Raw genomic sequence first — 26983 nt, 5'->3', positions numbered from 1 at the left:
CCGCGAGCGCGCCTGCACTGTTTTTGCGGCGCTACGCGGATTCCAGCGCGCGGGCCAGGCGCTTGGGCGAAACCGGCTCGGCGGTCTTCAACTCCTGCGCGAACAGCGAGACGCGCCACTCCTCGATCAGCCAGCGCAACTCGTCCAGCCCGTCGGCGCCGCCGGCGCGGCGCTTCAGGTACTCGCGCCAGTACGGCAGCACCTGCAGCAGGCGCTGCTGGTCGCGGGCCGGATCCTGCCGCAGGCGTTCGGCGCGCAGGCGCATGGCCTTGAGATAGCGCGGGTAATGTGCCAGCCGCGCCGCAGGCAGCTCGCGCAGAAAACCGGGCGCGAGCAGCGCGTCGAACTGCTCGCGCAGGTCGTCGTAGCTTGCCCGCGCAAAGCCGAGCAGCGGCGGTTCCAGCCAGGGCCGCAGCTCGGCCTGGGCGAGGATGATCGGCTCGGCCAGCTTGAGCCGCTCCACCGCATGCGCGAAGAGTGCGTGCGCAGCCTGCGTGCGCAGGGCCTCGAAGGCGGCGGCGTTGCGCACGTCGAGATCGCGCCCGGCCAGCCAGTCGGCGAAGCCGCCTTCGACGAGGTCTTCGCGCAGGCCATCCACGCTTCCCAGCGGCGCGTACTTGAGCGCGAGTGCGTTGGCGATCGGCAGGCGACGACGCGCCTGCTTGAAGTCGCCGGCGAGCGCATTGCGCAGCAGCCGCTCGACGCCTTTTACGTGCGCGGCGGCGGCCTCGTCCGCGCGTTCGAACACGCGCAGCGCCGCCGCCTGGCCGAGATCGACCAGCGCGGGAAAGGCCTTGAGCCCGGCGGACGAGGACACCTCGCGCGGGATCTCGTCGAAGTCCCAGTGGGTAAGATCCTCGCGCACGAGTTCGAGATCGGTCTTGCGCGAGAAGGCCGCCCGCGCCTGCTCCGTCCATTGCGCACGCAGCGCAGCGAGATCGCGCGAGACGGCCAGCGTCTTGCCGTGCTCGTCGTGCAGGCGAAAGCGCATGCAAAGGTGCGCGGGCAGTTCCACCGCGGCGAAGGCGTCCGGGTCCACCGCCACGCCGGTGACACGGGTGAGGAAGGCGGCGAGCGCGGCGGTGAGCGGCTCGTCGCGCGGCGCCTCGGCCTCGACGAAGGCGCGGGCGAAATCCGGCGCCGGCACGAAGTTGCGCCGCAAGGCCTTGGGCAGGGCGCGGATGAGCTCGGTGACCTTCTCCGCCAGCAGGCCCGGCACCAGCCATTCGCAGCGCGCCGCAGGCAGTGCGTTGAGCAGCGCGAGCGGCACGTGCAGGGTCACGCCGTCGGCCTCGTCGCCGGGCACGAAGCGGTACTCCAGGCGCAGGCGCTGGCTTGCGCCGTCGGCGGCCAGTTCCAACACGGCCGGAAACGCCTTGGGATCGAGCCCCGCACCGCCCTCCATCACGTCGGCGAGCGACCAGCGCAGCGCCGCCTGCTCGGCGGGACTTGCGCGGCGGTACCAGGCTTCCAGGGCGCGGGTGGAGGCGATGTCCTCGGGCAGCTTGCCGGCGAAGAACGCGGCGAGCCGATCCTCGTCGCGCACCAGTCCCGCGCGGCGTTGTTTGGCCTCGATGCCGTGCGCCTCTTCCAGCACGCGGCGGTTGGCGGCCAGGAAGTCGAGCCTGGCGTCGATGTCGCCGCGCGCCAGCGCCTCGCGCAGGAAGATGGCGTGGGCGAGCTTGGGATCCTGCCGCTGGAACACCACCGGCCGGCGTTCGACCAGCACCAGACCGAACAGGCTGACCTGCTCGTAGGCGATCACCGCGCCGCGCTTGCGCGACCAGTGCGGATCGCGCCAGCTCGTGCGCACGAGATGCGCGGCCTGCTGTTCGATCCACGCCGGCTCGACGCGCGCGCAGGTGAGCCCCCACACCCTGCCGCCGACGTCGAGGATCTGCGCGGCGAACAGCCACGGCGGCGCGGCCTTGGCCAGCGCGGAACCGGGGAAGATCTGGAAACGCCGCTCGCGGGTGCCGCGATAGAAACCCTTCTCGTCCTTGTGGCCGACCTGCGTGGGCAGGCCGGCGAGCAGGCTGCGGTGGATGGCTTCGTAGAGACGGGCCGCGGCGGCTTCCTGATCGCCGCCATGCGCCGTGCGCTCGCCCCGCGCGAGGGATGGGCCGGCACGCGCCGGCAGATTGCGATCACCCTTGTCGCGGTCACGCGCACCGCGTCCCGCATGCCGTTCTTGCCGGGGCGCTGCTGCGGAAACCTCGGCCTGGCCTTTCTGCGCGGCGTCGGTCTTCCAACCGAGCTCCTGCACCGTCAGCAGCAGCTGTCGATGCAGCTCGCGCCATTCGCGCATGCGCAGGAAAGACAGGAAATGCCGCGCACACCAGTCGCGCAGTTTGGACTGCGTCAGTTCCTCGTGCGCCGTGTCGTAGGCGCGCCACAGCGCGAGCACGCCGAGCAGGTCCGAGCGCGGATCGGCGAAGGTGGCGTGCGCCGCGTCGGCCTGCTGGCGCGCATCCGCCGGACGCTCGCGCGGATCCTGGATGCCGAGAAAGGCGACGATGGCGAGCAGCTCACGCAGCACGCCGAGCCGCTGCGCCTCCACCAGCATGCGCGCGAGCTGCACGTCGATCGGCAGCCGCGCCAGCGTGCGACCGATCGGCGTGAGCGCGCGGGCCTCGTCGATCGCGCCGATCTCGGCCAGCCGACGATAGCCGTCGGCGACCACGCGCCGGTCCGGCGCGTCGAGGAAGGGGAAGTCCTCCACCTCGCCGAGCTTCAGCGCCAGCATGCGCAGGATCACGTTGGCGAGCGAGGAGCGCAGCAGCTCCGGGTCGGTGAAGCGCGGCCGCGCGGAAAAATCCGCCTCGTCGTACAGGCGGTAGCACACGCCCGGCCCGACGCGTCCGCAGCGGCCCTTGCGCTGTTCGGCGGCGGCCTGCGAAACCGGCTCGACGTACAGCCGTTCGAGCTGGCTGCGCTGGCTGTAGCGCTTGACCCGCGCGAGTCCGGTGTCGATCACGTAGCGGATGCGCGGCACCGTGAGCGAGGTTTCGGCGACGTTGGTGGCCAGCACCACGCGCCGCTTCGGTCCCGGGCGGAACACGCGGTCCTGGTCGGCGGCGGACAGCCGCGCGTAGAGCGCGAGGATCTCGGTCTCGCGGTACGACCGGCGCGAGAGCAGCAGATGCGCGTCGCGGATCTCGCGCTCGCCGGGCAGGAACACCAGCACGTCGCCGTGCGGGTCCTCGCGGGTGATCTCGTCGAGCACGTGGGCGATGTGCTCGGCGCCGCCCTGGCTGATGCCGCGCGCGGCCTCGCCCAGCGCATCCAGCGGCCGCCAGCGCACCTCCACCGGATACGCGCGCCCCTCCACCGCCACCACCGGCGCACCGTCGAAGTGCGCGGCGAAGCGCTCGGTGTCGATGGTCGCCGAGGTGACGATGAGCTTGAGCTCCGGCCGCCGCCCGACGAGTCGCTTCAAGTAACCCAGCAGGAAGTCGATGTTGAGGCTGCGCTCGTGTGCCTCGTCGATGATCAGCGTGTCGTAGGCGCTCAGCCACGGATCGCTCTGCGTCTCGGCGAGCAGGATGCCGTCGGTCATGAACTTGACCAGCGTGCGCTCGGATACCTGATCGCTGAAGCGCACCTGGAAGCCGACCTGGTCGCCGAGCGCGGTGCCCAGTTCCTCGGCCACGCGCCGCGCCACCGAACGCGCGGCAAGCCGGCGCGGCTGGGTGCAGCCGATCATGCCGGCCTCGCCACGGCCGGCGGCCAGGCACAGCTTGGGCAGCTGCGTGGTCTTGCCCGAACCGGTCTCGCCGGCGATCACCACCACCGGATGCCGGCGGATCAGCTCGACGATTTCTTCGGCGCGCGCGCTGATCGGCAGCGACTCGTCCAGCCGGATCGCCGGCTTGGCCGCGGCGCGCGCGCGGCGTTTGGCCGCGGAGACCTCGATGTCGCGGGCCAGCGCCGCCATCTTCGCCGCATCCGGTTGGCGGCGCAGCGCCCGCCAGCGCCCGCGCAGACGGCCGACGTCGCGGCTGCAGACCTCAGCCAGCGCCACTTGCAATCGGTCGAGGGCGTCCGCAGAAACGGCGGACGGAACGGAATCGGTCATGGATGCACAACAAAATAGCCGGAGCACATCGATAGCATCGAAAAGCGCTATTTCAACCCCGATCGGCCGCCGGCTAAGCTGACGGCCATATCAAGCAGAGGAGTTTGCACACCATGGGCAACATCGGCATTGCCAAGAAAGACCGCGAAGCCATCGCCAAGCAGCTGTCCAAACTGCTGGCCGACACCTACTCGCTGTATCTCAAGACCCACAGCTTCCACTGGAACGTCACCGGGCCGCACTTCAACAGCCTGCACACGATGTTCGAGACCCAGTACAACGAGCTGTGGCTGGCCGCCGACGAGATCGCCGAGCGCATCCGCACGCTGGACGTGTTCGCGCCCGGCTCCTACAGCCAGTTCGCCAAGCTCACCTCGATCCAGGAGGAACCGGGCGTCCCCGACTGGAAGGACATGGTGAACCAGCTGGTGGAAGGCCACGAGATCGCCGCGCAGACCGCGCGCGATGCGATCAAGGTCGCCGAGGAAGGCGACGACGAGGGCACCGTGGACATGCTCACCGGCCGCCTGAAGGCGCACGAAAAGACCGCCTGGATGCTGCGCGCGCTGCTGAAATAAAACCCGCGCAACGGGCGTTGCAAGCCCCAAAAGGCGGCACCCCGCGATGGGTGCCGCCTTTTTTGTCGCCCGCATTCATCGAGAGCGCATTCACGCACCCCACGCATCGCCGCCACGGCGGCTGCGTATCGTGCACGGACGCCGGTTACGTCCGTCCCAGGAGTCCTGCCATGCAAGCCAGCCACGACCTCGCCATTCTCAACAGCCTGATCGAAGCGGTCCTCGACAGCAGCCAGGGCTACGGCGAAGCGGCCGAGCAGGCCAAGAACCCGATGATCGCCGATCTTTTCCGGCGCTGGGCCGGCGAGCGCGCCCGGGTGGTGGACGCATTGCGTGCCGTGGCGCGCGAGCTGGGCGGCAGACCGGCCGACAACGGCACCGTGCTCGCCTCCGCCCATCGCATGTTCATGGAATTGCGCGCGCACATGAGCAAGGGCGACAAGGCCGTGGTGCAGGAGGTCGAGCGCGGCGAAGACCACATCAAATGCAAATTCGAGGAAGCCCTGGCCCAGACGGAGCTTGCAGCGCCGGTGCGTGCCGCCATCGAGAACGCCTATGCCTCGGTCAAGCGCGGTCACGAGGAAATGCGCGACCTCAAGCGGGCCTACGAGTGAATCCCTGAACCCGACGCCACCGCATGGACATGCTCGAAGATCCCGCCCGGCCGTCGAGCAGCGCGCTGCTGCTGATCGACGTTTTCAGCCATTTCCGTTTCGTCGACGGCGACCGCTTGGCGCAGGCCCAGCAGCAGGCGGCCCCGGCCATGGCCGCTGCGGCTGCGGCCTGCCGAAGTCGCGGCATTGCGGTGATCTACTGCAACGACAATTTTCAGCAATGGCAGGGCACCTGGAAGGACGTACTCGCCTACACCGTCCGCGAGGGTCCCACTGCATCGGCGAGGCTTGCCGAGCTGCTCGCGCCGCAGGAAGGCGACGTGGTCCTGCTCAAGTCGCGCCACTCGGCGTTCTTCCACACCCAGCTCACGCCGCTTTTGGCCTTCCTCAAGGTGCGGGACCTGGCGATCGCCGGCGCGGCCACGGACGCTTGCGTGCTCGGCACGGCGATCGATGCCCACATCCGCGGCTTCAGGGTCGCCATGCTTGACGATGCGGTGGCCGCCACCACGCCCGAACGCAACGAACGCGCCCTGCTCCATGCCAGCGACAGCGTGGGTCTGAACGTATGCGGCCACGCGCAATGGCTGGCCACCACGACCGCGGGGAACGCCGGCGCTGGAGGCTGATCAGCGTGGCGGATGCTGCTGCAACGCCGGCGGCGGCAGCGGGTAGCGTTCGTTGAGATAGGCCCAGCTCGGCCACAGCGCGTGCGCCAGTGCTTCCTTGGCCAGTGCCGGATCGACCGCCGCGGGCGTCAGTCGTTCGTCCGCCGCCTCGTAACGGAACTGCGCGGCCGGCTTGTGCGGTTCCAGCACCAGCAGGTCATCGCCCTTCAAGTACCCGTAGGTGTCACCGTACTGCATGATCGCCCGGTCCGGATAGAAGCGGGTGAGGTCGGCGCCCAGCATCGGGTGCACGCTGCTCACGCCGATCAGCGACAGCAGCGTGGGGGCGAGATCGATCTGGCTGACGATGTGCTCGTCGCGCTGCACGGGTACGCCGGCGCCGAGGATCAGCGCGGGAATGTGGAAATGCCGCACCGGCACCAGGCTGGCGCCGAACACGCGCGCGTCGTGGTCGGCGACCAGCAGGAACACGGTGTGGTCCCAATAGGGCGATTGCCTGGCCTTGGCGAAGAACTGCCCGATCGACCAGTCCGCGTAGCGCACGGTGTTGTCCACGCTGGCCGGGTCGCCCTGCGGCTGGATGCGGCCCTTGGGATACTCCCATGGCGTGTGGTTGGACACGCTGAAGGCCAGGGTGAAGGCCGGTTTGCCGGTCTTTTCGTCCTCCAGCAGGCGGTGGTGCAGCTCGTTGAACATGTCCTCGTCGCTGGCGCCCCAGGAGCCGACGAAGCCGGGTTTGATGGCGAACTTGGCCTGGTCGATCACCTCGTCGAAGCCGTTGCCGAGGAAGAAGCCCTTCATGTTGTCGAAGTGCGCCTCGCCGCCGTAGACGAAGCGCGAGTGGTAGCCGAACTCGCCGAGCAGGCCGGCGATGGTGAAGAAGCCGTGCTGGCTGCGCGGCAGCTTGAGCACCGCCTCGGCCGGGGTCGGCAGGAAGCCGGTGGTCAGCGCCTCCAGCCCGCGCACCGAGCGCGTGCCGGTGGCATAGGTGCGCGCGAGCAGCCAGCCCTGCTTGCCGAGCGCGTCGATGTTGGGCGTGAGGTCGCGTCCGCCCAGGCTGCCGACGAACTGCGCGCCCAGGCTCTCCTCGACGATGATGACCAGGTTGTACGGGCGCGGCGGCCTGGCGCTGGCCTGCTGATAGTGCAGGCTGGGATAGCGCGGGTCGAGCATCGGCCCGTCCAGGTGCGCGCTGCGCCGCACGATGGCATGCATCTCTGCTTCCGGCAGCTTGCCGTAGACCGCCGCGGCCGAGCGCTCGCTGCTCATCGCGAGGGCGGCGTTGGCCACGCTGTAGAGCGAGTTGAGCGGCAGCGCATTGACCATGCCGTCGCTGCTGAAGGCCACCTGCGCGGCGTTGAGCGGGCGATGCTCCAGCGTGCCGCGCGCGGCGAGGAACAACACGGCAAACAGCACCGCGGTCACCGGTACGCGCAGCGCCATCCGCATGGGCCGGTCACGCAGGCGCGTCGGCAGCAGGCGAAACCCCAGCCAGCCGAGCACGGCCAGCACCGCCACGCCGGCGAACAGCACGCCCTTGTAGCCGTGCCAGAGCATCGCCGTCACTTCGCGCGGGTGGCTCAAGTATTCGAAATACAGCCGGTTCGGACGGGTGTCGTACTCGATGATGAATTGCGGCGTGGACACCTCCAGCAGCACCAGCAGCAGCCACCACAGGCGATACCACCAGGCGGTGAGCCTGGCTGCCAGCGGGCGATGGCCGAGCCACGGCGACAGCAGCGCCGGCAGGGTCAGGATCATCGCCAGCAGGCTGAGGTCGATGCGCAGGCCGCCGAGGAGGATGGGCGCGAGACCACCCGCATCGCGCACGCGCGGCCACTGCCACAACGCCAGGCCGAGCCGGCTCAGGCTGAGGAACAGCAGCGCGGCGATGAAAAAACGCCAGCTCAAACGACGCATGTGGATACTCTCCGCAAGACGGCCGGCGGCGAGCGCAGGCACGGGTGGAAGGCGCTCGCCCGTGCGGCGGGGCGAGGCAGGATGGCGCGGATCGCGGCGCCGCGACGGCAGGCCGACGAGGGATCGCGCACAATGCCGATTTTGCCAGCCCGCGAGGACGCATGCTCGCCCTTCGAGACCGCCCGCCGCTTGCCAGCGGCCATCTGCGCCTCATCTACGCGCATCCGCACGATCCCGATCTCTTGGTCAAAGTGCTGCGGGAGGACGTCGTGAACGAGCGTTGGCGCCATGCGCCCTGGTACCGGCGCCGGCAGCGCACCGGTCCCTATGGCACCTTCGTGCGCGAGTTCAAGGAATACGTCGTCTCGCGCCACCGCGCGCCGGCCAGCCCGAGCCCGCTTTCGCGCGTGGCCGGGCTGGAGGACACCGATCTCGGCCTCGGTCTGGTGGTGGAGAAGGTGCGCGGCGCCGACGGCGGCCTCGCCCCGACCCTGGATGCCTGGGTACGCCGTGACGGCTTCACCGCGGAAGTCGAGGCCGCACTGGAGGCCTTCCTCGCCAGCCTGCTGGAACACGACGTCATCGCCGGCGACCTGCACGCCTGGAACGTGGTCTACGGCAGCGACTCGCGCGGCGGCCCGCGGCTGGTGATGATCGACGGCTTCGGCGAGAAGAACCTGATTCCGCACTGTTCGATGAGCCGCCGCCACAACGCGTACCGCACCCGGCTCAAGTTCCGCCGCATGGTCGAGCGCACCCGCGCCACGCCGCGCGGCTGAGCGCCCCGGGCGGCACGCGCTCAGCGACCGGCCGCGGCGGGGCGGCAGGCCTCGCGCACCGCCGCGGCATCGAACAGCCACCACGCGTTGCGGTTGGCCACGCCGAGCGAGACCGCGCGCGCCGGATCGACGCAGCGGCCCATGGCGTCGCTGTCGATCAGGATCCAGCGCCGCGCCGGGGCCTGCGCCTGCCAGGCGAGCGCATCGCGCAGCTGGTCCTCGGCACGCCGCGAGAAGCCGAACTCGGCGACCGGACGGCGCGCCTGCAGCAGCAGTTCCTCGCGCCAGAGCACCAGGCCGATCTCGCCGTCCGGCCCGACCCGCTGCTCGGCCCGCGCCATGATCGCGCGGCCGGACTGGCTGGCACCGAGCAGCGGATAGGTGGCGAGCGGCCAGATCACCCATGCCGCGGCCATGCCGGCCACCAGCGCGATCACGCCGCGGCGCGGCCGCAGCCAGGCGGCGGCGACGAGGAACGGCACGCCGGCGGCGATCACGCTCCACCACAGCGCGCGGCCGCCATCGGTGAGCTCGTAGCCGGCGGCGATCCGCTGCGCCGCATGCGGATGCTTGAGCCACGCCCAGGCACCGGCAACCACCGCCGCGGTGCCGGCGAGCACGGCGAGCACGAAGGCGGTGCGCTGCAGCCAGCGCCGGGCGAGCAGTGCATCCAGGTGCGGCGCGATCGCCAGCGCCACCATCGGCACCGCCGGCAGGATGTAGAGCTCGCGCTTGCCCGGCGTCAGGCTGAAAAAGACCAGCGCCAGCATCCACCAGGCGAGCGGCAGCAGCACGCGCGCCTCGTGCCGGCGCAGGTCCTCGCGCCAGCGCGGCACCAGCAGCGGGATCAGCAGTGACACCGGCAGCCAGTCGACGATCATCACGCGCAGGAAGAACCACGCCGGCTCGCGGTGCTGCCAGGAGTCGGCATAGCGCTCGGCGGTCTGGTGGAACAAGAGGTCGTGCACATAGGCCAGCCGCTCGGCATCGCCGCTGCCGAGCGCGGCGATCAGCATCGGCGCCAGCCAGGCCAGGATCGGCAGCAGAAAGGCCAGCGCCCCCGCCGCCCAGCGCCAGCCGTCGCCGGGGGACGCGACCCGGTCCGCCTGCGGGCCGGCGGGCCCGTGGTCTTCGGCCGCGCGCCGACGCTGCGCGAAGGTCACCGGCCAGCCGCGCCGGCGCGCCCACAGGTAGGGCAGCAGCATCAGCAAGGCGAGCACACCCACGCCCTTGGCGACCACGCCCAGTCCCGCGGCGAAGCAGCCGAGCCAGAACGCGCGCCAGTCCGGCCCACGCAGGCAGTGCACGAGGATGCCGGCGTTGCCGGCGGTGATGCAGAACAGCAGCAGCGGATCGATCTGCGCGTGGCGCACCACTTCGACGAACTGGAAGGTCGCCAGCAGCAGCGCGGCGGCATACAGGCCGATGCGCGCATCCCACAGCCGCCGCGCGGTGCGGTACAGCACGATGAGGGTACCCAGCCCGGCCAGCAGCGAGGGCAGCAAGAAAGCGCCGCGCCAGCCGTGCGTCAGCGCGAACATCAGCGCCTCGCACCACATCAAGAGCGGCGGCTTGTCGGCATACAGCTCGTGGCCGCGATGGGGAAACAGCCACTGCCCTCTCTCGAGCATCTGCCGGGCGACCAGCGCAAAGCGCGGCTCGTCCGGCGGCCAGGGATCGCGCAGGCCGATACCGGCGCCCAGCACCACCAGGGCCAGCAGCATCAGGCCGCCGAAGGCGTGCCGCGCGACAGGGGATCGATCGTCGGTTCGCATGGGTTTTGAGGTGTGCCTTAAAGGCCGAGCGGCAGTGTGACAAAAACCGCAGCCTACGCGGCGCTAGCTTGCGGGCCGCTTTGGACAATGGCCTGACTTCGTGCTGACCGGCGCCAGCCGAACTTTATTGAGCGCCCGGGGCCGCCTCGGTAAGCTCGCACGGTTCCATTGCCTCGCCCTCAGGAGGCTGCCACGGGGACCGACTTGACCGCCACACCAGCCACCCACGACAGCCGACACCCGCTGCTCACCGCCATCGTGCTCGCGCTCGTCGTGGCCGCGCTCAACCTGGCGCTGTGGTGGTGGAGCAACCTGCCGCACGGTCCGGACGACTGGCACGGGCCGATCAACGGTTTCTCGCTTTCGGCCTTCCAGCGCTACCAGAACCCGCTCAAGGGCGAGTTCCCGAGCGAGGCGGAGATCGACGCCGATCTCACCCTGCTGCGCCGCTATACCGACCGCATCCGCACCTATTCGACGCTGGAGAACCCGCAGGTCTACCGACTGGCGCAGCGGCATGGCATCAAGGTCACCGCCGGCGCGCAGATCGACACCCGGCTGGCCAACAACGAAAAGGAACTCGACGCGCTGATCGCGCTCGCCCGCCGCTACCCGGACACCATCGAGCGGGTGATCGTCGGCAACGAGGTGCTGTTCCGCGGCGACCTGGACGTGACCCAGGTCGAGGCCTATCTCGACCGCGCACGCGCGGCGATCCGCCAACCGGTGTCGGTGGCCGAGCCGGACTACGTATGGATCAAGTATCCCGAGCTGGCCCAGCACGTGGATTTCATCACCATCCACCTGTTCCCGTTCTGGAACGGCGTGCCGCGCAAGGACGCGGTCGCCGCCGCGCTCGGCGCCTACGAGAACATCCGCCACCTGTATCCGGACAAGCACGTGGTGGTGGGCGAGATCGGCTGGCCGTCCAACGGCGACCGCCACGAGTACGCCACGCCCTCGGTCTCCGACGAGGCGATCTTCATCCGCGACTGGCTGAACGCGGCCAAGCGCGAGGGCATCGACTACTACATCCTGGAAGCCTTCGACCAGCCGTGGAAGGAAAACTTGGGCGAAGGCCGCACCGGCGCGTACTGGGGCGTGTTCGACGCCAGCCGGCAGCCGAAGTTCCCCTTCACCGGGCCGGTGACCGAGGACACCGCCTGGCCCTGGAAGGCGCTCGCCGCGAGCCTGCTCGCGCTGCTGCCGATGGTGTGGTTCGCGCGCCGTTTCAACCGCTACAAGACGATGGGGCGGCTGTTCTTCTGCCTGCTGATCCAGCTCGCCGCCGGGCTCATCGTGTGGTCGGCCACGCTGCCGTTCAACTTCTATCTGAGCTGGATCGACTGGGCCATGCTGGTGCTGCTGTTCCCGGCCCAGCTCGCCATTCTCGCCATCCTGCTCATCAACGGCTTCGAGTTCACCGAGGTGTTGTGGAACCGCGGCTGGCTGCGCCACGCCGGCCTGCTGCCGCCCGAGCCGCCGGGCCGGCAGCCGTTCGTTTCCATCCACCTGCCCTGCCACAACGAGCCGCCGGAGATGGTGATCGTCACCCTGGATTCGCTCGCCGCGCTCGACTACCAGCACTACGAGGTGCTGGTGATCGACAACAACACCAAGAACCCCGAGGTGTGGCAGCCGGTGCGCGACTACTGCGAAAAGCTCGGCGTGCGCTTCCGCTTCTTCCATCTCGATCCGTGGCCGGGCTTCAAGGCCGGCGCGCTCAATTTCGCGCTCAAGGAAACCGACCCGCGCGCCGAGGTCATCGCGGTGATCGACGCCGACTACGTGGTGCGGCCGGACTGGCTGTCGCGTCTGACCGGCTACTTCCACGAGCCGAAGATCGCGGTGGTGCAGTGCCCGCAGGCGCACCGCGATTTCGAGCACAACCGCTTCCGCCGCATGACCGCGTGGGAATACGACGGCTTCTTCCGCATCGGCATGCACCACCGCAACGAGCGCAACGCGATCATCCAGCACGGCACCATGACCATGGTCCGGCGCAGCGCGCTGGAAGGCACCGGCGGCTGGTCGGAGTGGACCATCTGCGAGGATGCCGAGCTCGGCCTGCGCCTGATGCACGCCGGCTACGAGCTGGTCTACGTCGACGAGCTGATGGGCAAGGGGCTCACCCCGGCCGACTTCAAGGCCTACAAGAGCCAGCGCTACCGCTGGGCGTTCGGCGCCATGCAGATCCTCAAGGGGCGCTGGGAGTGGCTGACCCGGCCCGGCCCGCTCACCGCCGGGCAGCGCTTCCACTTCCTCACCGGCTGGTTCAGCTGGTTCGCCGACGCGCTGCACCTGATCTTTACCCTGATGGCGATCTACTGGACCGCCGGCATGGTGGCCGCCCCGCAATACTTCAGCCTGCCGATGCAGCTGTTCCTGATCCCGGTGATCGGCTTCTTCTTCGCCAAGGCGATCTTCGGCATCGTGCTCTACCGCGCCCGCGTGCCATGCGGCTGGTACGACACGCTGATGGCCTCGCTGGCCAGCATGGGCCTGTCGCACGCCATCGCGCGCGGCATCCTGCACGGCCTCACCCGCAAGAAGACCGCCTTCGTCGTCACCGCCAAAAGCAGGCGCCTGGGCGAATCGAGCTTCGCCGCCTTCGCCCCGGTGCGCGAGGAAGTGCTGATGGCGGTCGCGCTCGCGCTGTGCGTCCTCGGCATGGCGCTGCACTACGGCACGCGCTACGTCGAGGGCACGCTGTGGATGGTGATCCTGGCCGCGCAGTCCATTCCCTACCTTTCGGCGATGGCCGGCGCCTGGATCGCCTTCCGCTCCGGCGACGAGACCGGCTGAGCCGGCCTTGACGCATCCGCACACGGCCTTTGGCTAAGCTCGGCCGGTGCGGGCCTTTCTTTCCCGCGTCGAGGATGGACCCAACGCATGCGCCGCCCGGCCGTTTTCTTACGGCGCCTCCTGTTGCCGATCCTGATCGCGTGGCCGGCGCTGGTACAGGCCGGCGTGCAGCTGGTGGTCGACGGCGTGGACGAGCGCCTGCAGGCGGCGGTGCGCGCGGGCGTGGAACTTGCCCAGTACGGCCAGCGCGACGTCAGCGCGGCGCAGGTGCGGCGCCTGTATGCCCGCGCGCCGGACCAGGCCAGGGCCGCGCTCGAGCCTTTCGGCTACTACGAGGCCACGGTGGAGGGCGAGCTCGAGCCCCTGGGCAAGGATTGGCGCGTGCGGCTGCATGTGCAGCCGGGGCCGCCGGTCCGGGTCACCCAGGTGGCGCTCGCGCTCGATGCGCAAGCCCGCGCGGTGCCGGCGATCCGCCAGGCGGCGCGGGCGGTCGAACATCTGAAAGGCCAGGTCCTCGACCACGCCGCCTATGAGAAGGCCCGCGACGGGCTCGGCCGCGAGCTGATTGCCAACGGCTTCATCGACGCCAGACTGGTGCGCCACCGGGTGGAGGTGCGCGTGGCCGAACACGCCGCGCGGGTGGACCTGGCCTGGCAGGCCGGCAAGCGCTACCGCTTCGGCACGGTGCATTTCGAGGGCGGACCGATCCGGCCGGAGGTGCTGGCGCGCTGGGTGCCCTTCCAGCGCGGCGACTATTTCCAGCAGGACGCGCTGCTGCGTCTGCAGCAGGCGCTCACCGGCACCGATTACTTCAAGGTGGTGGACGTCTCGCCGCAACTGGAGGAGGCCCGCCGCAGCGGCCAGGTGGACGTCAAGGTGACCCTGGTGCCAGCCAAGCGCACGGTCTACACCGGCGGCCCGTTCGTCGGCACCGACACCGGCCCGGGCCTGCGGGCCGGCATGCGCCGGCGCTGGGTGAACGACCGCGGCCACACGCTGGACAACGAACTGGTGCTCGCCCAGCGCCTGCAGACGCTGGCGACGCTGTATTCCATTCCGCTGCCGGGGCCGGATCTGCGCGCCTACAACTTCGGCGCCAAGTACCGCAAGGCCGACACCGACACCTCCGATTCGCACACGCTGGAGCTGGTCGCCAACGAGACCCGCCAGTGGCACGGCTGGACCCGCACCCTGGGCGTGCACGAGCTGGCCGGCAGCTTCACCGTCGGCAAGCGCGGCGGCGAGCCGGACAACACCTTCGGACTGGAACACGGACGCAGCACGATCGCCTATGCCGAAGGCGGACTCTCGCGCAAGCAGGCGGACGATCCGGGCTTCGTGCGCCGCGGCTGGTCGGTGGATCTGCTCGCGCGCAGCAGCGCCGGCAGCCTGCTCGCCGACGCACGCTTCAGCCAGCTGCTTGCCGATCTCAAGTGGATCCATGCGCTCGGCCGGCGCGACCGGCTGATCCTGCGCGCCGACGCCGGCGTCATCTGGACCTCGGATTTCTCCGCGCTGCCGCCGCAGCTGCGTTTCTTCGCCGGCGGCGACCGTTCGGTGCGCGGCTACGACTACCAGTCGCTCGGCCCGCGCAACCGCTATGGCCGCGTGATCGGCGGCGAGCGCCTGCTGGTCGGCAGCAGCGAGCTCGAACATTACTTCACCCGCGACTGGGGCATGGCCGCCTTCGTCGACGCCGGCAATGCCTTCAACGGCAGCGACTACCGCCCGCAGGTCGGCGCCGGCCTCGGTGTGCGCTGGCGCTCGCCGGTCGGCCTGGTCCGGGTCGACGTCGGCGTCCCCGTGCGCAGCGACCAGCAGCATGGCGTGCAGCTGCACGTCGTGATAGGACCGGATCTGTGAGCCGCTTTCCTTACCGACGCCCGCGACCGGCCCGGCCCGCCCTGCCCGGCCGGCCGGGGAAAACCCTGCCGGAGGCCTGCCGATGAAGACCCGGGCCAAGCGCCTGGCCGTCACGCTGGCCATCCTCGCACTCGCGCTTGCGCTCGCCGGCGGCTGGCTGCTCGGCACCGCGAGCGGGCTGCGCTTCGTGGTGGCGCGGGTGCAGGGTTTCACCGGCGGCGCCTTCACCGTGGCGCACACCGAGGGCCGCCTGCTCGGCCCGTTCGTGCTCACGAACGCACGCTACGCGGACGGCAGCGGGCTCGACGTGCGTGTCGACCGGGCCACGATCCGGCCCGATCTCTGGGCGCTCTTGCGCCGGCAGATCCATCTGCGCGAGCTCGATGCCGCCGGCCTCGTGGTGACCCTGCCGCCGCCGGCGCCCGACGGCACCGCCACGGGCGGCTTCTCGCTGCAGCCGCCCGTGGCCATGCGCCTGGACGCGGCGCGGCTGGCGGGGCTGCGCATCCTGCGCGGTCCGGCGGCGCTGTTCGTCGCCGACCGGCTGGAGCTCGCCGGCGCCTGGACCGCAAGCGGCGTGACCCTCGACCGCCTGCGGCTGCGCGCACCGGACGGCCACGCGGACCTCGACGGCCGGCTCGCCCTGGGCGAACGGCTCGGCGGCGACGGCACGCTCGATTTCGCCTGGCGCGCGGCGGGCAGCGACTACGCCGGCGCCCTGGAGGTGCACGCGGATCCGCCCCGTGCCCGGCTCGCGCTCACCCTGCGCCAGCCGACCCCGCTCGCCTTCCAGCTGGAGCTTGCCCAGGACGCCGCGCAGGCCTGGACCGCCGCACTCCAGGCGCCGCGCTTCGATCCGCGGCCCTGGCTCGGCACCGGCGCCCCGGCCTCGCTCGCGGCCGATCTCAAGGGGCATGGCGCGGGCACCGCCGCCAACCTCGAAGGCTCGCTGGAGCTGGCCGGGCAGCGCCTCACGCTGGCGCCGCTGCGCGTGCATCTCGATCCCGATCGCCGCACCCTGCATCTCGACGCGCTCACCCTGCACGCCGCGGCGCTGGCGGGCACGCTGGAGGCGAATGGGCGGCTCGACCTCGCAGCCACGCCGCTCGCCGGCGCCCTGACGCTGCGCTGGCACGACGTCGTGGTGCCGCCGGCGCTGGCCGGACAAACCCTCGCCAGCGCCGGCACGCTGGCCGTGGAAGGCTCGACCGCCGACTTTCAGGCCCGCGGCCAGGGCGCGCTCGGGCCGCCCGGCCGACCGGTCGATTTCGACCTCGCCGTGCGCGGCGGCGCAGATCGGCTGGACATCACCGCGCTCACCCTGCGCCAGCCGCAGGGCGGCCGGCTGGACCTGCACGGCCGGCTCGCCTTCGGCAGCGTGCCCGGCTGGCAGGTCCAGGCGCAGGCGCAAAAGCTCGACCCCGGACTGCTCTTCGCCGGCTGGGATGGCGCGCTCGATGCCGACCTGCGTTCGCAGGGCAGCCTGCCCGCGGCCGGTCCCGATCTGAGCGTGGACGTCGCCCGGCTCGAAGGCCGTCTGCGCGGCCGCGTGCTGCGCGGCAACGGCCGGCTACACCTTGCCCCGGACCGCGTGCTCGACGGCCAACTCGCGCTGGCCTCCGGCGCCAGCCGGATCACCCTCACCGCCCGGCCCGGGCCGCACAACGACGCGCGTCTCACCCTGGCCATCGCCAGCCTGGCCGACTGGCTGCCCGCGGCCGGCGGCCGCCTCGCCGGCGACATGCGCCTGACCGGCGATTGGCCGCGGCTGACCCTGAACGGCCGCCTGGACGGCGACAACCTCAGGCTCGACGGCAACGCCGTGCGGCACTGGCAGCTGCGCGCGAACGTCACCGACCTCACCCATCCGGCCGGCCGTCTGACCGTCACCGCCGACGGCGTGGCGCTGGGCGGCTTGCGCTTCCGGCGCATCGAGCTTGCCGGTGATGGCGACCCGACCGCGCACCGGCTGCGCCTCGACGCGCGCGGCGAGCAGCTCGCGCTGCGCCTGGCCCTGAACGGCGTCCTGCGCGAGCGCCGCTGGCAGGGCACGCTCGGCACGCTGGACGTCCTGCCGCAGGGGCTCGCCGCCTGGCATCTGCAGCGTCCGGCCACGCTCGTGTGGAACGACGGCGCGGCCAGCCTCGGCGATCTCTGCCTCGGCGCCGGCACCGCGCAACTGTGCGTTCAGGCCGCCCGCGATGCGCCCGGCAACGTCGATCTCGGCTACCGCCTGCATGGCCTGCCGCTCGCCAGCGTGCTGGACGCGACCGGCTATGCCGACGCCACTGTGCGCGTGACCGGCGAGCTCGAGGGCGAAGGTCGCCTGCACCGCAACCTCGCTGGTGCCTGGAGCGGCCAGGCCGCGCTGGCCTCGCCGCAGGGCACGGTGAGCCACCTCGATCATCCCGATCAGGCGCTGCTCGCCTGGCACACGCTCGCGCTCGGCGCCACCCTGGCGCCCGACCGGCAACAATTCGCGCTGCACGGCACGCTCGATCACGACGGCCGCATCGACGGCCGGCTCGCCATCACCGGCGCGGCGCGGACACTCGATGGCGAGGCCACTTTCAGCCTGCCGGAGCTGTCCGCGCTCACGGTGTTCACCGACACCCTCGCCGAACCGCGCGGCCGCCTGCACGGCCGCTTGCGGGTGGGCGGCACGCTGCAGTCGCCGCGCCCCGCGGGCGAATTCGCCGTCGAGGATTTCGCCGCCGAACTCCCCGCGCTCGGCCTGCATCTGGACCAGGGCACGCTCGCGGGCCGTTTCGAGGACGCCGCGCGGCTGGCCATCGACGGCCGGGTACGCTCGGGCGAAGGCACGCTCGTCATCGACGGCAGCCTGCCGCTGGCCGATGGCGGCACCGGCACGCTGCGCCTCGAGGGCGCCCGCATCACCGCGGTCGACCTGCCGGCGGCCAAGGTGGTGGCGAGCCCTGCGCTCGCGCTGCGCCGCGGCGCCGACGGCATCGTTCTCGACGGCCGCGTGCGGGTGGACAGCGCCGAGGTGGCGATGGACCGTCTGCCCGGCCAGGGCGCGGTCAAGCCCTCGCCCGACGTGGTGGTGATCGACCGCCCCGCCCCGGCCGCGCACGCCGCGGCGCTGCCGTTCACGGTGCGGGTGGCGGTGGATCTGAGCCCGCGCGTGCACGTCACCGGCTACGGCGTGGACGGCCATCTCCAGGGCAGCCTCACCGTCATCGAGCAGCCCGGCCAGCCGCCGGTCGGCCAAGGCCAGCTCGCGGTCCGGGGCACCTACAAGGCCTATGGCCAGACGCTGACCATCGACGCGGGCCAGCTGGCCTTCGCCGGCACGCCGCTGGACGATCCGGGCCTGAACCTGCGCGCCGTGCGCCGGCTCAACCCCGCCGCCACCATCGACGAGGGCCAGCAGGTCGGTCTGCTGATCCAGGGCACCGCCCGGCGACCTGTGCTCAGCGTGTTCTCCGATCCGGCCATGGAGCAGTCCGACGCGCTGGCCTACCTCGTCACCGGCAAACCGCTCTCGCAGGTCAAGGGCGAGGAAGGCAACAACGTCAACGCCGCCGCGCAGGCGCTGGGCTCGGCCGCCGGCAACCTGCTCGCCAAGCGCGTCGGCGCCCAGCTGGGTCTGGACGAAGTCGGCGTCGCCAACAACGAGGCGCTCGGCGGCACCTCGGCCTTCACCGTCGGCAAATACCTCTCGCCGCGGCTGTACTTGAGCTACGGCGTGGGCCTGTTCGAACCGGGCGAAGTGGTCACCCTGCGCTACCGCCTGAACCGCCGCTGGCACTTCGAGGCGCAGAGCGCGAGCGACTACACCCGCGCCAGCCTCAATTACCGCATCGAGCGTTGAAGCCTAGCGGTCGTCGGCTTCGAGCGGCGCGTAGTACTGCGCATCGGAGACCTGTTCGAGCCATTGCACGGGACTGCCGTCCAGCCACTCCTGCACCGCGATATGGCTCATGGCCACGGTGTCGGTGGCGCCATGCCAGTGCTTCTGGCCGCAATCGCAATAGACGACGTCGCCGGCACGGATGCACTTCTTCGGGCCACCCCAGCACTGGGTCCAGCCGCAACCGGCGGTGACGATGAGATGCTGGCCCAGCGGATGCGTGTGCCAGGCCGTGCGGGCGCCAGGCTCGAAGGTGACCCAGGCGGCGGAGACGCGGCCGGGCGCCTGGGGATCGAACAGCGGGTCGATGCGCACCGCGCCGGTGAAGTACTGCCGCGGTCCGACGGCTGACGGCCGTGTGCCGAGACGATGAATGCGCATGGGCATGGTTGGGTGCTCCTCGTCGAAAGCTTGTGGAAAATGCCACGACCGGCTCGCCGAGGAAACCCTTCGCCGACCGGTACCACACCAACACGGCGCTGCCGTGCTCAGGCCACGCCGAGTCCGTCGATGGATGCGGTCTGCGGCGTGTCGAAGCCGGCGAGCTCGGCGAAGCGGCGACCGCGTTCGGCGTAGTCGCGGAACTGATCGAAACTCGGCGCGCCGGGCGAGAGCAGCACCACGCCGCCCGATGGTGTGATGGCACGCGCCGCCTGCACCGCCTCGGCGAGCGTGGCCACTTCGACCAGCGGCGGTTCTGCCGCGCCCTCGCGCAGTGCGCGGGCGATGCGCGGGCCGCTGGCACCCTGCGCGACGATGCGCAGCCGCGGCCGATGCTTCACCGCGGCGACGAAGTCGTGCCAGTCCAGGCCGCGATCGTGGCCGCCGAGGATCAGCGTGACCTCGCGCGACGCCAGGCTCGCCAAGGCGGCCAGCGCCGCCGGCGGCGTGGTGCTGATCGAATCGTTGATCCATTCGCGCCCGTCGCGCGTGCCGAGGTTCTGCAGCCGGTGCGGCAACGCATGAAAGCCCGCCAACGCCGGCGCGGCGGCGCGTGCATCGAGGCCGAGCGTCTCCAGCGCGGCGAGCGCGGCGCAGGCGTTGATCGCGTTGTGCAGGCCGGGCAACGGCAACGCGGCGAGCGCGAACACGGCCTCGCCGCCACGCCGGATCGCGCCGTCCGCGACGTGCCAACCGGCGGCGGTGCCGTACAGCCGGCGATCCGGATGCACGGCGGTGCGCGCCACAAGCTCATGCTGCGTGCCGTCGAGCAGCAGCGTGCGCGCGGCGTCGGCGAGCCTGAGCTTGTCGGCGACGTAACGCTCGCGCGAGCCGTGCCAGTCCAGGTGTTCCTCGTCCAGCCGGGTGATGACGCCCAGTTCCAGCGGCCCCGCCTCGCCGGTCTGGAAGCTGGACAGTTCGATCGCCCACAGCGCGGCGCGTTCGTCGATGAGCTCCAGCAGCGGCACGCCGATGTTGCCGGCGAGCGCGGTGCGCACGCCCAGGCTGCGCGCCAGGTGCGCGATCAGCGCGGTGGTGGTGCTCTTGCCCTTGGTGCCGGTGACCGCGACCACGCGCGCGTCGGGCCGCTCGGCGAACCACAGCGTGGTGCCGGAGGTGAAGCGCGTGCCGCGATCCTGCGCGGCGCGTACCGCCGGCTGGTAGGGCGAGATGCCGGGCGACTTCACCACCACGTCGAAGCCGGCGAGCTCGCCGGCGTCCGGCTCGTGGCCGTGCACGGCGAGCGTCGGCGCGAATGCGCGCGCGGCGTCCGCTTCGTCGGCACGGCAGTACAGCGCGAGCGGAAGCTGCGGCAGGCGCGACTGCAGCGCGCGGATGGCGGCGCGGCCCTCGCGGCCGAAGCCCCATACCGCCACACGCTGGCCGGCGAGTTCGGCGATGCGCATCAGCCGATGACTTTCAGCGCCGGCACGAGGCGCGCCGGCACGCGATGCTCGCCGGCAGGCAGCAGCCAGGGCTCCAGCGCGAGGGTGAGCGGATCGAGCTGCGGGGCGATCTCGCGCACGAAGCGCGCGACCAGCGCGTCCTCGCGCCATTCCGGGCGCTGGCTGAGCGCATGCATCGCCGCGCGCGCCTCCGCGGCCTCGCCCACACATTCGAACGGCTTGTGCTCGCGGTATTCCATCAGCGCATCGAAGCCGGCGGCCTGGCTCTCGTCGTCGAGCAGGTTGCGGCCGAAGATGGCGAGCAGCCGCGGCTTGGACAGGAACGGCGCGAGCGCGAGAAACACGAAGTGGCACTTCGGACATTGCCCGCACCAGCGATCGACCGGCCGCGGCCCGAGGATGCGGAAGTTGCGGTTGCAGCTGGAGAAGACGTCGAAATAGTTCGTGCCCAGGCGCGCGAAGGCGCGGGTGACGGCAAGCTCGGCATACGGACGCAGCAGCGAGCCGTAGTCGAGATCGGCGGCGACGTGGCCGTGCAGCCAGTCGGCGAACATCGACTCGAAGGCGTAGCCCTTGCTCCACTGGTGATTCACCGCCTGGCCCGCGTATTCCAGCGTGGCGGCCGAGGCCGAGCGCTCGTTGGCGAAGGCAACGGTGTCGAAGCCGTAGAGGATGGCGGCGAGCGCGAGGATCGCCGAGTTCACCGCGGTCACCGGCACGTGGCCGTTCCACGCGCCGCACTGGTTGAGCGCGAAGAGTTCCGGTGCAAGTTCGCGCTCGATGTTGAGTCGCGGCAGGCCCGTGCGTTCGGCGCAGGCGGCGATCAGCGGCGCGTTGCCGACCCAGGTGGCCCAGGCGTCTTCGCCGATCGCCTTCAGCGCCTCGACCACCACCAGCGAGTCCTTGCCGCCGCCGAGCGGCACCAGCGTGCGTTCGGGCAAGTCCAGCGTCGTGGCCGGCGGCGCTGTGCGGCCGCCGCGCGGAAAACGGATGCGCTCGCGCAGGTCCAGGCCGTTGCGATAGGCGAACTCGGCCAGACCCTGCAGGTACAGCGCATCGAGCAAATCGGCGGTGGCGTCATCCAGCGGGCCATCGGCCACCTCGATGAGCGGCGGAACGCCGGCCTTGTAGTAGCTCACGCCGGCGATGAGATGCAGCAGTTTGAGCGCGGCGTCGAAGGCCGCGCGGCGCGCGAGCGGCAGCGGCGGCGCGGCGGGAAAGCGCACGCGCTCGATCATCGGCGCGCCGTCGTCGAAGGCGTAGCCGAGCTCGGCCACGCCGTCGGCATATCGCGCCTGCAGAAAACGGAATACCCGCGTCTGGCGCGGCTGGATGGTCGTCGTCACGCTCTCAAGTCTCCCGCGAATCCTGGGCCATCCCCGCCGGGGCGAGGACAGAGGCGAGGGGCCGCACCTGCCGAAGCCGCCAGAATCAACCCCGCGCATGCGCACGGCATTCGCCACAGTCCGTCATTGTCCCAGAAACACGGCAGACGGTAGCCCATGACCGTCCGCCGTCTCTTCACGACAAAGAGAACGGCGCGAGGTCAGTCGTCCAGCACGACTTCCTCGGTCTCGCCGCGCAGGTTGTACGGCGAGGACATCACCTTGCCGTAGGCGCCGGTCTGCGCGATCAGGATGACGTCGCCCTCGACGGGTTCCGGCAGGCGGCGGTCGCTGCCGAGCACGTCGCCGCTCTCGCAGATCGGGCCGACCACCTGGAACAGGCCGGTGGCCGGCTCGTCCAGTCGGGTCAGGTTGACGATCTCGTGCCAGGCATCGTAGAGCGCCGGGCGGATCAGGCTGTTCATGCCGGTATCCACGCCGAGATAGCGCAGCGCGCCCTTGCCCTTGGTCTGGGTGACGCGGGCGAGCAGCACGCCGGCATCGGCGACGAGGTAACGGCCGGGCTCCATCCACAGCGCGTAATGCGGATAGGCCGTCTTGACCCGGCGCAGCTCCGCCTCCAGCGCGGCGAGATCGAGCGGCGCCTCGCCCGGATGCGCGGGCACGCCGAGCCCGCCGCCGATGTTGAGGAAGGCGACGCTGCCGATGCGTTCGGCGAGCGCGGCAAGCTGGCCGTAGACCTCGCCCCAGTGCGCGGCATCGAGGATGCCCGAGCCCAGATGCGCGTGCAGGCCGCGCACGGTGACGCCGTGCGCGTCGGCCAGGCGCAGGAAGGCGTCGAGCTGCTCCACCGGCACGCCGAACTTGCTGCCGCTGCCGCCAGTGCGCACCTTCTCGTGATGGCCGAGGCCGCGGCCGAGATCCAGGCGCAGCACGATCTCGCGGCCGCGAAACAGCTCGCCCCAGTGCTCCAGCGGATAGAGCGCATCCAGCGTGATGCTGGCGCGGGTGGCCAGCGCACGCTCGAAGTCAGAGCGCGCGGCGAAGTTGGGCGTGAACAGCAGGGGGGCATCGCCCGGCACGCTGGCGAGCACCGCGTCCAGCTCGCCGGGCGAGACGCATTCGAAAGCGAAGCCTTCCGCCGCCAGCGTGGCGAGGATGGCCGGATGCGTGTTCGCCTTCACCGCGTAATGCCAGCGATCGACCACGCGCAGCGCCTTGAGCGCACGCGCGCGTTCGCGCACGGTCGGCAGGTGGTAGACGTAGCGCGGCGTGCGTTCGGTGGCGATCGCAAGCAGCCGCGCGCGCGCCGCCGGGGCGCGCCACCACGCGTCCGCGGCGGTCGGCGTTTCGCCCTCGCCGTAGAGACTCTGCCAGCTCGGGCCGAACAGCACGCCGTCGTCGGTGCGCATGGCGCCGGCGGCGATCAGCAGCTCATGCAGCCGCGGCAGCAGCTCGTCGACCACGGTCTCGTCGACCACGAACGTGAGGTTCAGATTGTTCGACGATTGCGAGATGAGATGCACGCGCAGCTGGCCGAACTCCGCGAGCACGCCCGAGAGCGTGTGCAGCATCGAGCGCATGCCGCGCCCGACCAGCGAGATCGCCGCGCACGGCGCGATCACCTTGACCCTGCACACCTTGGCCAGGTCGGTGGCGAGCGCGGCCACCGCGTCGGTGTCGAGCAGGTTCTCGGTCGGATCGAGCGAGACGGTGACGTTGGTCTCGGCCGAGCCGATCAGGTCCACCGACAGCCCGTGGCGCTTGAACTGCGCGAACACGTCGGCGAGGAAGCCGACCTGCTGCCACATGCCGATCGATTCCATCGACACCAGCGTGATGCCCTTGCGCGCGCTGATCGCCTTGATGCTCGGCGCGTGCTCGCGCACCTGCGGGCCGATCACGGTGCCGGCGAGCTCGGGCCGGTTGGTGTCCTTGACCAAGAGCGGCACGCGCGGCTCGCGCAGCGGCGACAGGCAGCGCGGATGCAGCACCTTGGCGCCGGTCGAGGCGATTTCCTGCGCCTCCTCGTAATCGAGCCTTCGCAGCAGCCGCGCGCCCGGCACCTGGCGTGGGTTGGCGGTGAACATGCCGGCGACGTCGGTCCAGATCTCCACCCGCAGCGCCTTGAGCAGCGCGCCGAAATACGAGGCCGAGGTATCCGAGCCGCCGCGGCCGAGCAGCACGGTGCGGCCTTCCGCCTCGCGCGCGATGAAGCCCTGGGTGATGAACACCTCGCCCTGCGCGGCCAGATGCGCGGCGAGCGCCGGGTCCGGCCGCGCCTCGACCATCGCCGAGAGCAGCCGGGTGCGCTCGTTCTGGTTCGGCAGCGCCACCGCGGTCAGGCATTCGCGCGCATCCACCCAGGTCGTGGGCAGGCCGCTCTCGGTGAGGAACGCCGCGCCCAGCGTGCTGGACAGGAGTTCCCCATGCGCCTGCACCAGCGCCGACCAGGCCAGCTCGCCGAGCACGCCCGGGCCTTCCGCGGCCAGCCGCTCAAGATCCGCCAGCCGCACGGCGAGTGATTCCGGCAGCGGCAACTGCATGTGCGCGAGCAGCTCATAGTGGCGTTGCGCGATCGCGCCGGCCGCCGCCTGGCGTTTGTCCGCATCCGCCTCGGCGCAGAGCTTCTTCAGCGCATCGGTGATGCCGCTCAGCGCCGACACCACCACCAGCACGCGCGCACCTTCGGCGTGGCGGCCGGCGACGAGCTCGCGGATGTTCTGCCAGCGCGGCAGGGTGGCGACGGAGGTGCCGCCGAACTTCATCACGATCCAGGGGGCGTCCGCAGGCAGCGGCGCGGGGGCGTTGTCGGTCACGGGTGTGGCGCCAGATAAAGCAGCGGATGAGCTTGCCAGTGTTGCGCCGCGCCACGACGATTGCAACGGGTTTCGCCGCTTGGGTTCAGACGTCTAGACATCCAAGCCAGCCGGACCGGGGCGATGGCCGTTTCCGAGGGGGAAGGCGCAAGGCGTAATGCCCTGCGCCGCGCGTGCGACAGACGACGGCGCCCGAGGCGCAGGACCCGGGGGACGAAGCCCTACGCGACCACCACCGGAATCTTGCCGATCTTCGCCTGCCATTCGCGCGGGCCGGTCTGGTGCACCGAGGTGCCGTTGACGTCCACCGCGACGGTGACCGGCATGTCCCTGACCTCGAACTCGTAGATCGCCTCCATGCCGAGGTCCTCGAAGGCGACGACACGCGCGGCGCGGATCGCCTTGGACACCAGATACGCCGCGCCGCCCACGGCCATCAGGTACACGGCCTGGTGGTCGCGGATGGCATCGATGGCGGCCTGGCCACGCTCGGCCTTGCCGATCATGCCGAGCAGGCCGGTCTTTTCCAGCATGGTGCGGGTGAACTTGTCCATGCGCGTGGCGGTGGTGGGCCCGGCCGGACCGACCACCTCGTCGCGCACCGGATCGACCGGGCCGACGTAGTAGATGAAACGGCCGTTGAAATCGACCGGGAGTTTTTCCCCGCGCGCGAGCATGTCGACCATGCGCTTGTGCGCGGCGTCGCGACCGGTGAGCAGCTTGCCGTTGAGCAGCAGCACCTCGCCGGGTTTCCAGCGCGCGACTTCCTCGCGGGTGACGGCATCGAGATTCACCCGGCGGCCCTTGGACGCGTCATAGGTGATGCGCGGCCAGTGCTCCAGCGAGGGCGGCTCGAGCCGCGCCGGGCCGGAGCCGTCGAGCACGAAGTGCGCATGGCGCGTGGCGGCGCAGTTGGGAATCATCGCCACCGGCAGGTTGGCGGCGTGGGTCGGATAGTCGAGGATCTTGACGTCGAGCACGGTGGTGAGGCCGCCCAGACCCTGCGCGCCGATGCCGAGCGCGTTGACCTTCTCATAGAGTTCGATGCGCAGTTCCTCGATGCGGTTGGCCGGGCCGCGCGCGATCAGCGCCTGGATGTCGATCGGCTCCATCAGCGCCTCCTTGGCCAGCAGCATGGCCTTCTCGGCGGTGCCGCCGATGCCGATGCCGAGCATGCCCGGCGGGCACCAGCCCGCGCCCATGGTCGGCACGGTCTTCAGCACCCAGTCGACGATGGAATCGGACGGGTTGAGCATGACGAACTTGGATTTGGCCTCCGAGCCGCCGCCCTTGGCCGCCACCGTCACCTCCACCGTGTCGCCCGGCACCAGGCGCGTGTGGATCACCGCCGGCGTGTTGTCGCGCGTATTGATGCGCTTGCCCGCCGGGTCGGCGAGCACGCTGGCGCGCAGCGGGTTGTCCGGGTCGAGGTAGGCGCGGCGCACGCCTTCGTTGACCATCGCCTCCACGTCCATCGTCGCGCCGTCCCAGCGCACGTCCATGCCGACCTTCAGGAACACGGTGACGATGCCGGTGTCCTGGCAGATCGGCCGGTGGCCTTCGGCGGCCATGCGCGAGTTGACCAGGATCTGCGCCATCGCGTCCCTGGCCGCGGGCGAGGCCTCGCGCTCGTAGGCGGCGGCGAGGTTCTTGATGTAGTCGACCGGGTGGTAGTAGCTGATGTACTGCAACGCGTCGGCGACGGACTGGATGAGATCGTCTTGCTGGATGCGGGTCATGGCGGGGAGCAGCGCGGGAGCGGCGGGTAGCCGGCGATTGTACGCCGCCGTTGCCGCGCTGCCGCAAAACGACCGCCGGGAGGCGGCCGTGCGCATGACCGCAAGCGCGCAGGCTTGCGGCGGTGAGAGGCGCCTCGTCGTGCCGCTCCTGCAAGCCGGCCGTCGCGGCAAGGCGGCGGCAAGCCCCGGGATCCGCGCAACGACGGCGCATCACCCATGCGCCCCAGGGCAGGACGGGCGCGGGCTTTCGTTCAGGCGATGGGGACGACCGCCGCGCGGGGCGATGCCACAATAGGGGCGAGCGGCTTTTTTGGAGA

Annotated in this window: 15 protein-coding genes; 7 read left to right on the top strand and 8 right to left on the bottom strand. The window is 70.9% G+C overall.

From position 1 onward, the window contains the following. Positions 1–31: 31 nt before the first annotated feature. Entirely contained in the window at positions 32–4078 is a 4047-nt protein-coding gene (gene hrpA / locus ALSL_RS03825; protein WP_126536589.1) for an ATP-dependent RNA helicase HrpA, read from the bottom strand. Positions 4079–4191: 113 nt separating this feature from the next. On the opposite strand from hrpA, the gene ALSL_RS03820 reads away from it, so the two are divergent. The 3 genes from ALSL_RS03820 (at position 4192) to ALSL_RS03810 (ending at position 5899) form a co-directional block, all read left to right on the top strand. After that, complete coding sequence (locus ALSL_RS03820) at positions 4192–4656, top strand: Dps family protein (RefSeq protein WP_126536587.1); 465 nt, start codon at positions 4192–4194, stop codon at positions 4654–4656. A 170-nt stretch (positions 4657–4826) separates the two neighbouring features. Next, positions 4827–5270 (top strand): PA2169 family four-helix-bundle protein, encoded by a 444-nt coding sequence (locus ALSL_RS03815; RefSeq protein WP_126536585.1) that lies wholly within the window; start codon positions 4827–4829, stop codon positions 5268–5270. A gap of 23 nt (positions 5271–5293) precedes the next feature. Further along, the gene (locus tag ALSL_RS03810) at positions 5294–5899 is read left to right on the top strand and encodes a cysteine hydrolase family protein (protein WP_126536583.1); all 606 of its coding nucleotides are present in this window, start codon (positions 5294–5296) and stop codon (positions 5897–5899) included. On the opposite strand, the gene ALSL_RS03805 is transcribed toward ALSL_RS03810, so the two are convergent. Further along, positions 5900–7819 carry an LTA synthase family protein gene (locus ALSL_RS03805; protein WP_126536581.1) on the bottom strand — a complete coding sequence of 640 codons (1920 nt, stop codon included), beginning with the start codon at positions 7817–7819 and terminating at the stop codon, positions 5900–5902. Between the two features lie 161 nt (positions 7820–7980). On the opposite strand from ALSL_RS03805, the gene ALSL_RS03800 reads away from it, so the two are divergent. After that, the gene (locus ALSL_RS03800) at positions 7981–8598 is read left to right on the top strand and encodes a YrbL family protein (protein WP_126536579.1); all 618 of its coding nucleotides are present in this window, start codon (positions 7981–7983) and stop codon (positions 8596–8598) included. Positions 8599–8618: 20 nt separating this feature from the next. On the opposite strand, the gene ALSL_RS03795 is transcribed toward ALSL_RS03800, so the two are convergent. Further along, positions 8619–10322: an ArnT family glycosyltransferase gene (locus ALSL_RS03795; protein WP_231700284.1), complete on the bottom strand. Its 1704-nt coding sequence runs from the start codon at positions 10320–10322 to the stop codon at positions 8619–8621. A 255-nt stretch (positions 10323–10577) separates the two neighbouring features. Between ALSL_RS03795 and ALSL_RS03790 the strand changes: the two genes are divergently transcribed. From ALSL_RS03790 to ALSL_RS03780, 3 genes are all read left to right on the top strand, one after another. Continuing rightward, positions 10578–13178 (top strand): glycosyltransferase family 2 protein, encoded by a 2601-nt coding sequence (locus tag ALSL_RS03790; protein ID WP_126536575.1) that lies wholly within the window; start codon positions 10578–10580, stop codon positions 13176–13178. 123 nt (positions 13179–13301) lie between these two features. Next, entirely contained in the window at positions 13302–15041 is a 1740-nt protein-coding gene (locus ALSL_RS03785; RefSeq protein ID WP_331457741.1) for an autotransporter assembly complex protein TamA, read from the top strand. 82 nt (positions 15042–15123) lie between these two features. After that, entirely contained in the window at positions 15124–18876 is a 3753-nt protein-coding gene (locus ALSL_RS03780; protein WP_126536571.1) for a translocation/assembly module TamB domain-containing protein, read from the top strand. A gap of 3 nt (positions 18877–18879) precedes the next feature. Here ALSL_RS03780 and ALSL_RS03775 read toward each other — a convergent pair whose 3' ends face one another. The 5 genes from ALSL_RS03775 to ALSL_RS03755 form a co-directional block, all read right to left on the bottom strand. Next, positions 18880–19302 (bottom strand): (R)-mandelonitrile lyase, encoded by a 423-nt coding sequence (locus ALSL_RS03775; RefSeq protein WP_231700283.1) that lies wholly within the window; start codon positions 19300–19302, stop codon positions 18880–18882. 101 nt (positions 19303–19403) lie between these two features. Next, complete coding sequence (gene murD, locus ALSL_RS03770) at positions 19404–20762, bottom strand: UDP-N-acetylmuramoyl-L-alanine--D-glutamate ligase (RefSeq protein ID WP_126536569.1); 1359 nt, start codon at positions 20760–20762, stop codon at positions 19404–19406. Then, positions 20762–22108, bottom strand: a complete 1347-nt coding sequence (murL, locus tag ALSL_RS03765; protein WP_126536567.1) for a UDP-N-acetyl-alpha-D-muramoyl-L-alanyl-L-glutamate epimerase — start codon at positions 22106–22108, stop codon at positions 20762–20764. Before murL ends, murD begins: the two co-directional genes overlap by 1 nt. A gap of 200 nt (positions 22109–22308) precedes the next feature. Next, on the bottom strand, positions 22309–24876 hold the full coding sequence (locus tag ALSL_RS03760) for a bifunctional aspartate kinase/diaminopimelate decarboxylase (protein ID WP_126540008.1): 2568 nt from the start codon (positions 24874–24876) through the stop codon (positions 22309–22311). 272 nt (positions 24877–25148) lie between these two features. Then, the gene (locus ALSL_RS03755; RefSeq protein WP_126536565.1) at positions 25149–26666 is read right to left on the bottom strand and encodes a fumarate hydratase; all 1518 of its coding nucleotides are present in this window, start codon (positions 26664–26666) and stop codon (positions 25149–25151) included. Positions 26667–26983 lie beyond the last annotated feature (317 nt).

It is taken from the genome of Aerosticca soli (genome assembly GCF_003967035.1).
Classification (GTDB): Bacteria; Pseudomonadota; Gammaproteobacteria; order Xanthomonadales; family Rhodanobacteraceae; genus Aerosticca; species Aerosticca soli.
Note: the sequence above shows the minus strand (reverse complement) of the source record. Positions and strands in the feature narration are given on the sequence as shown.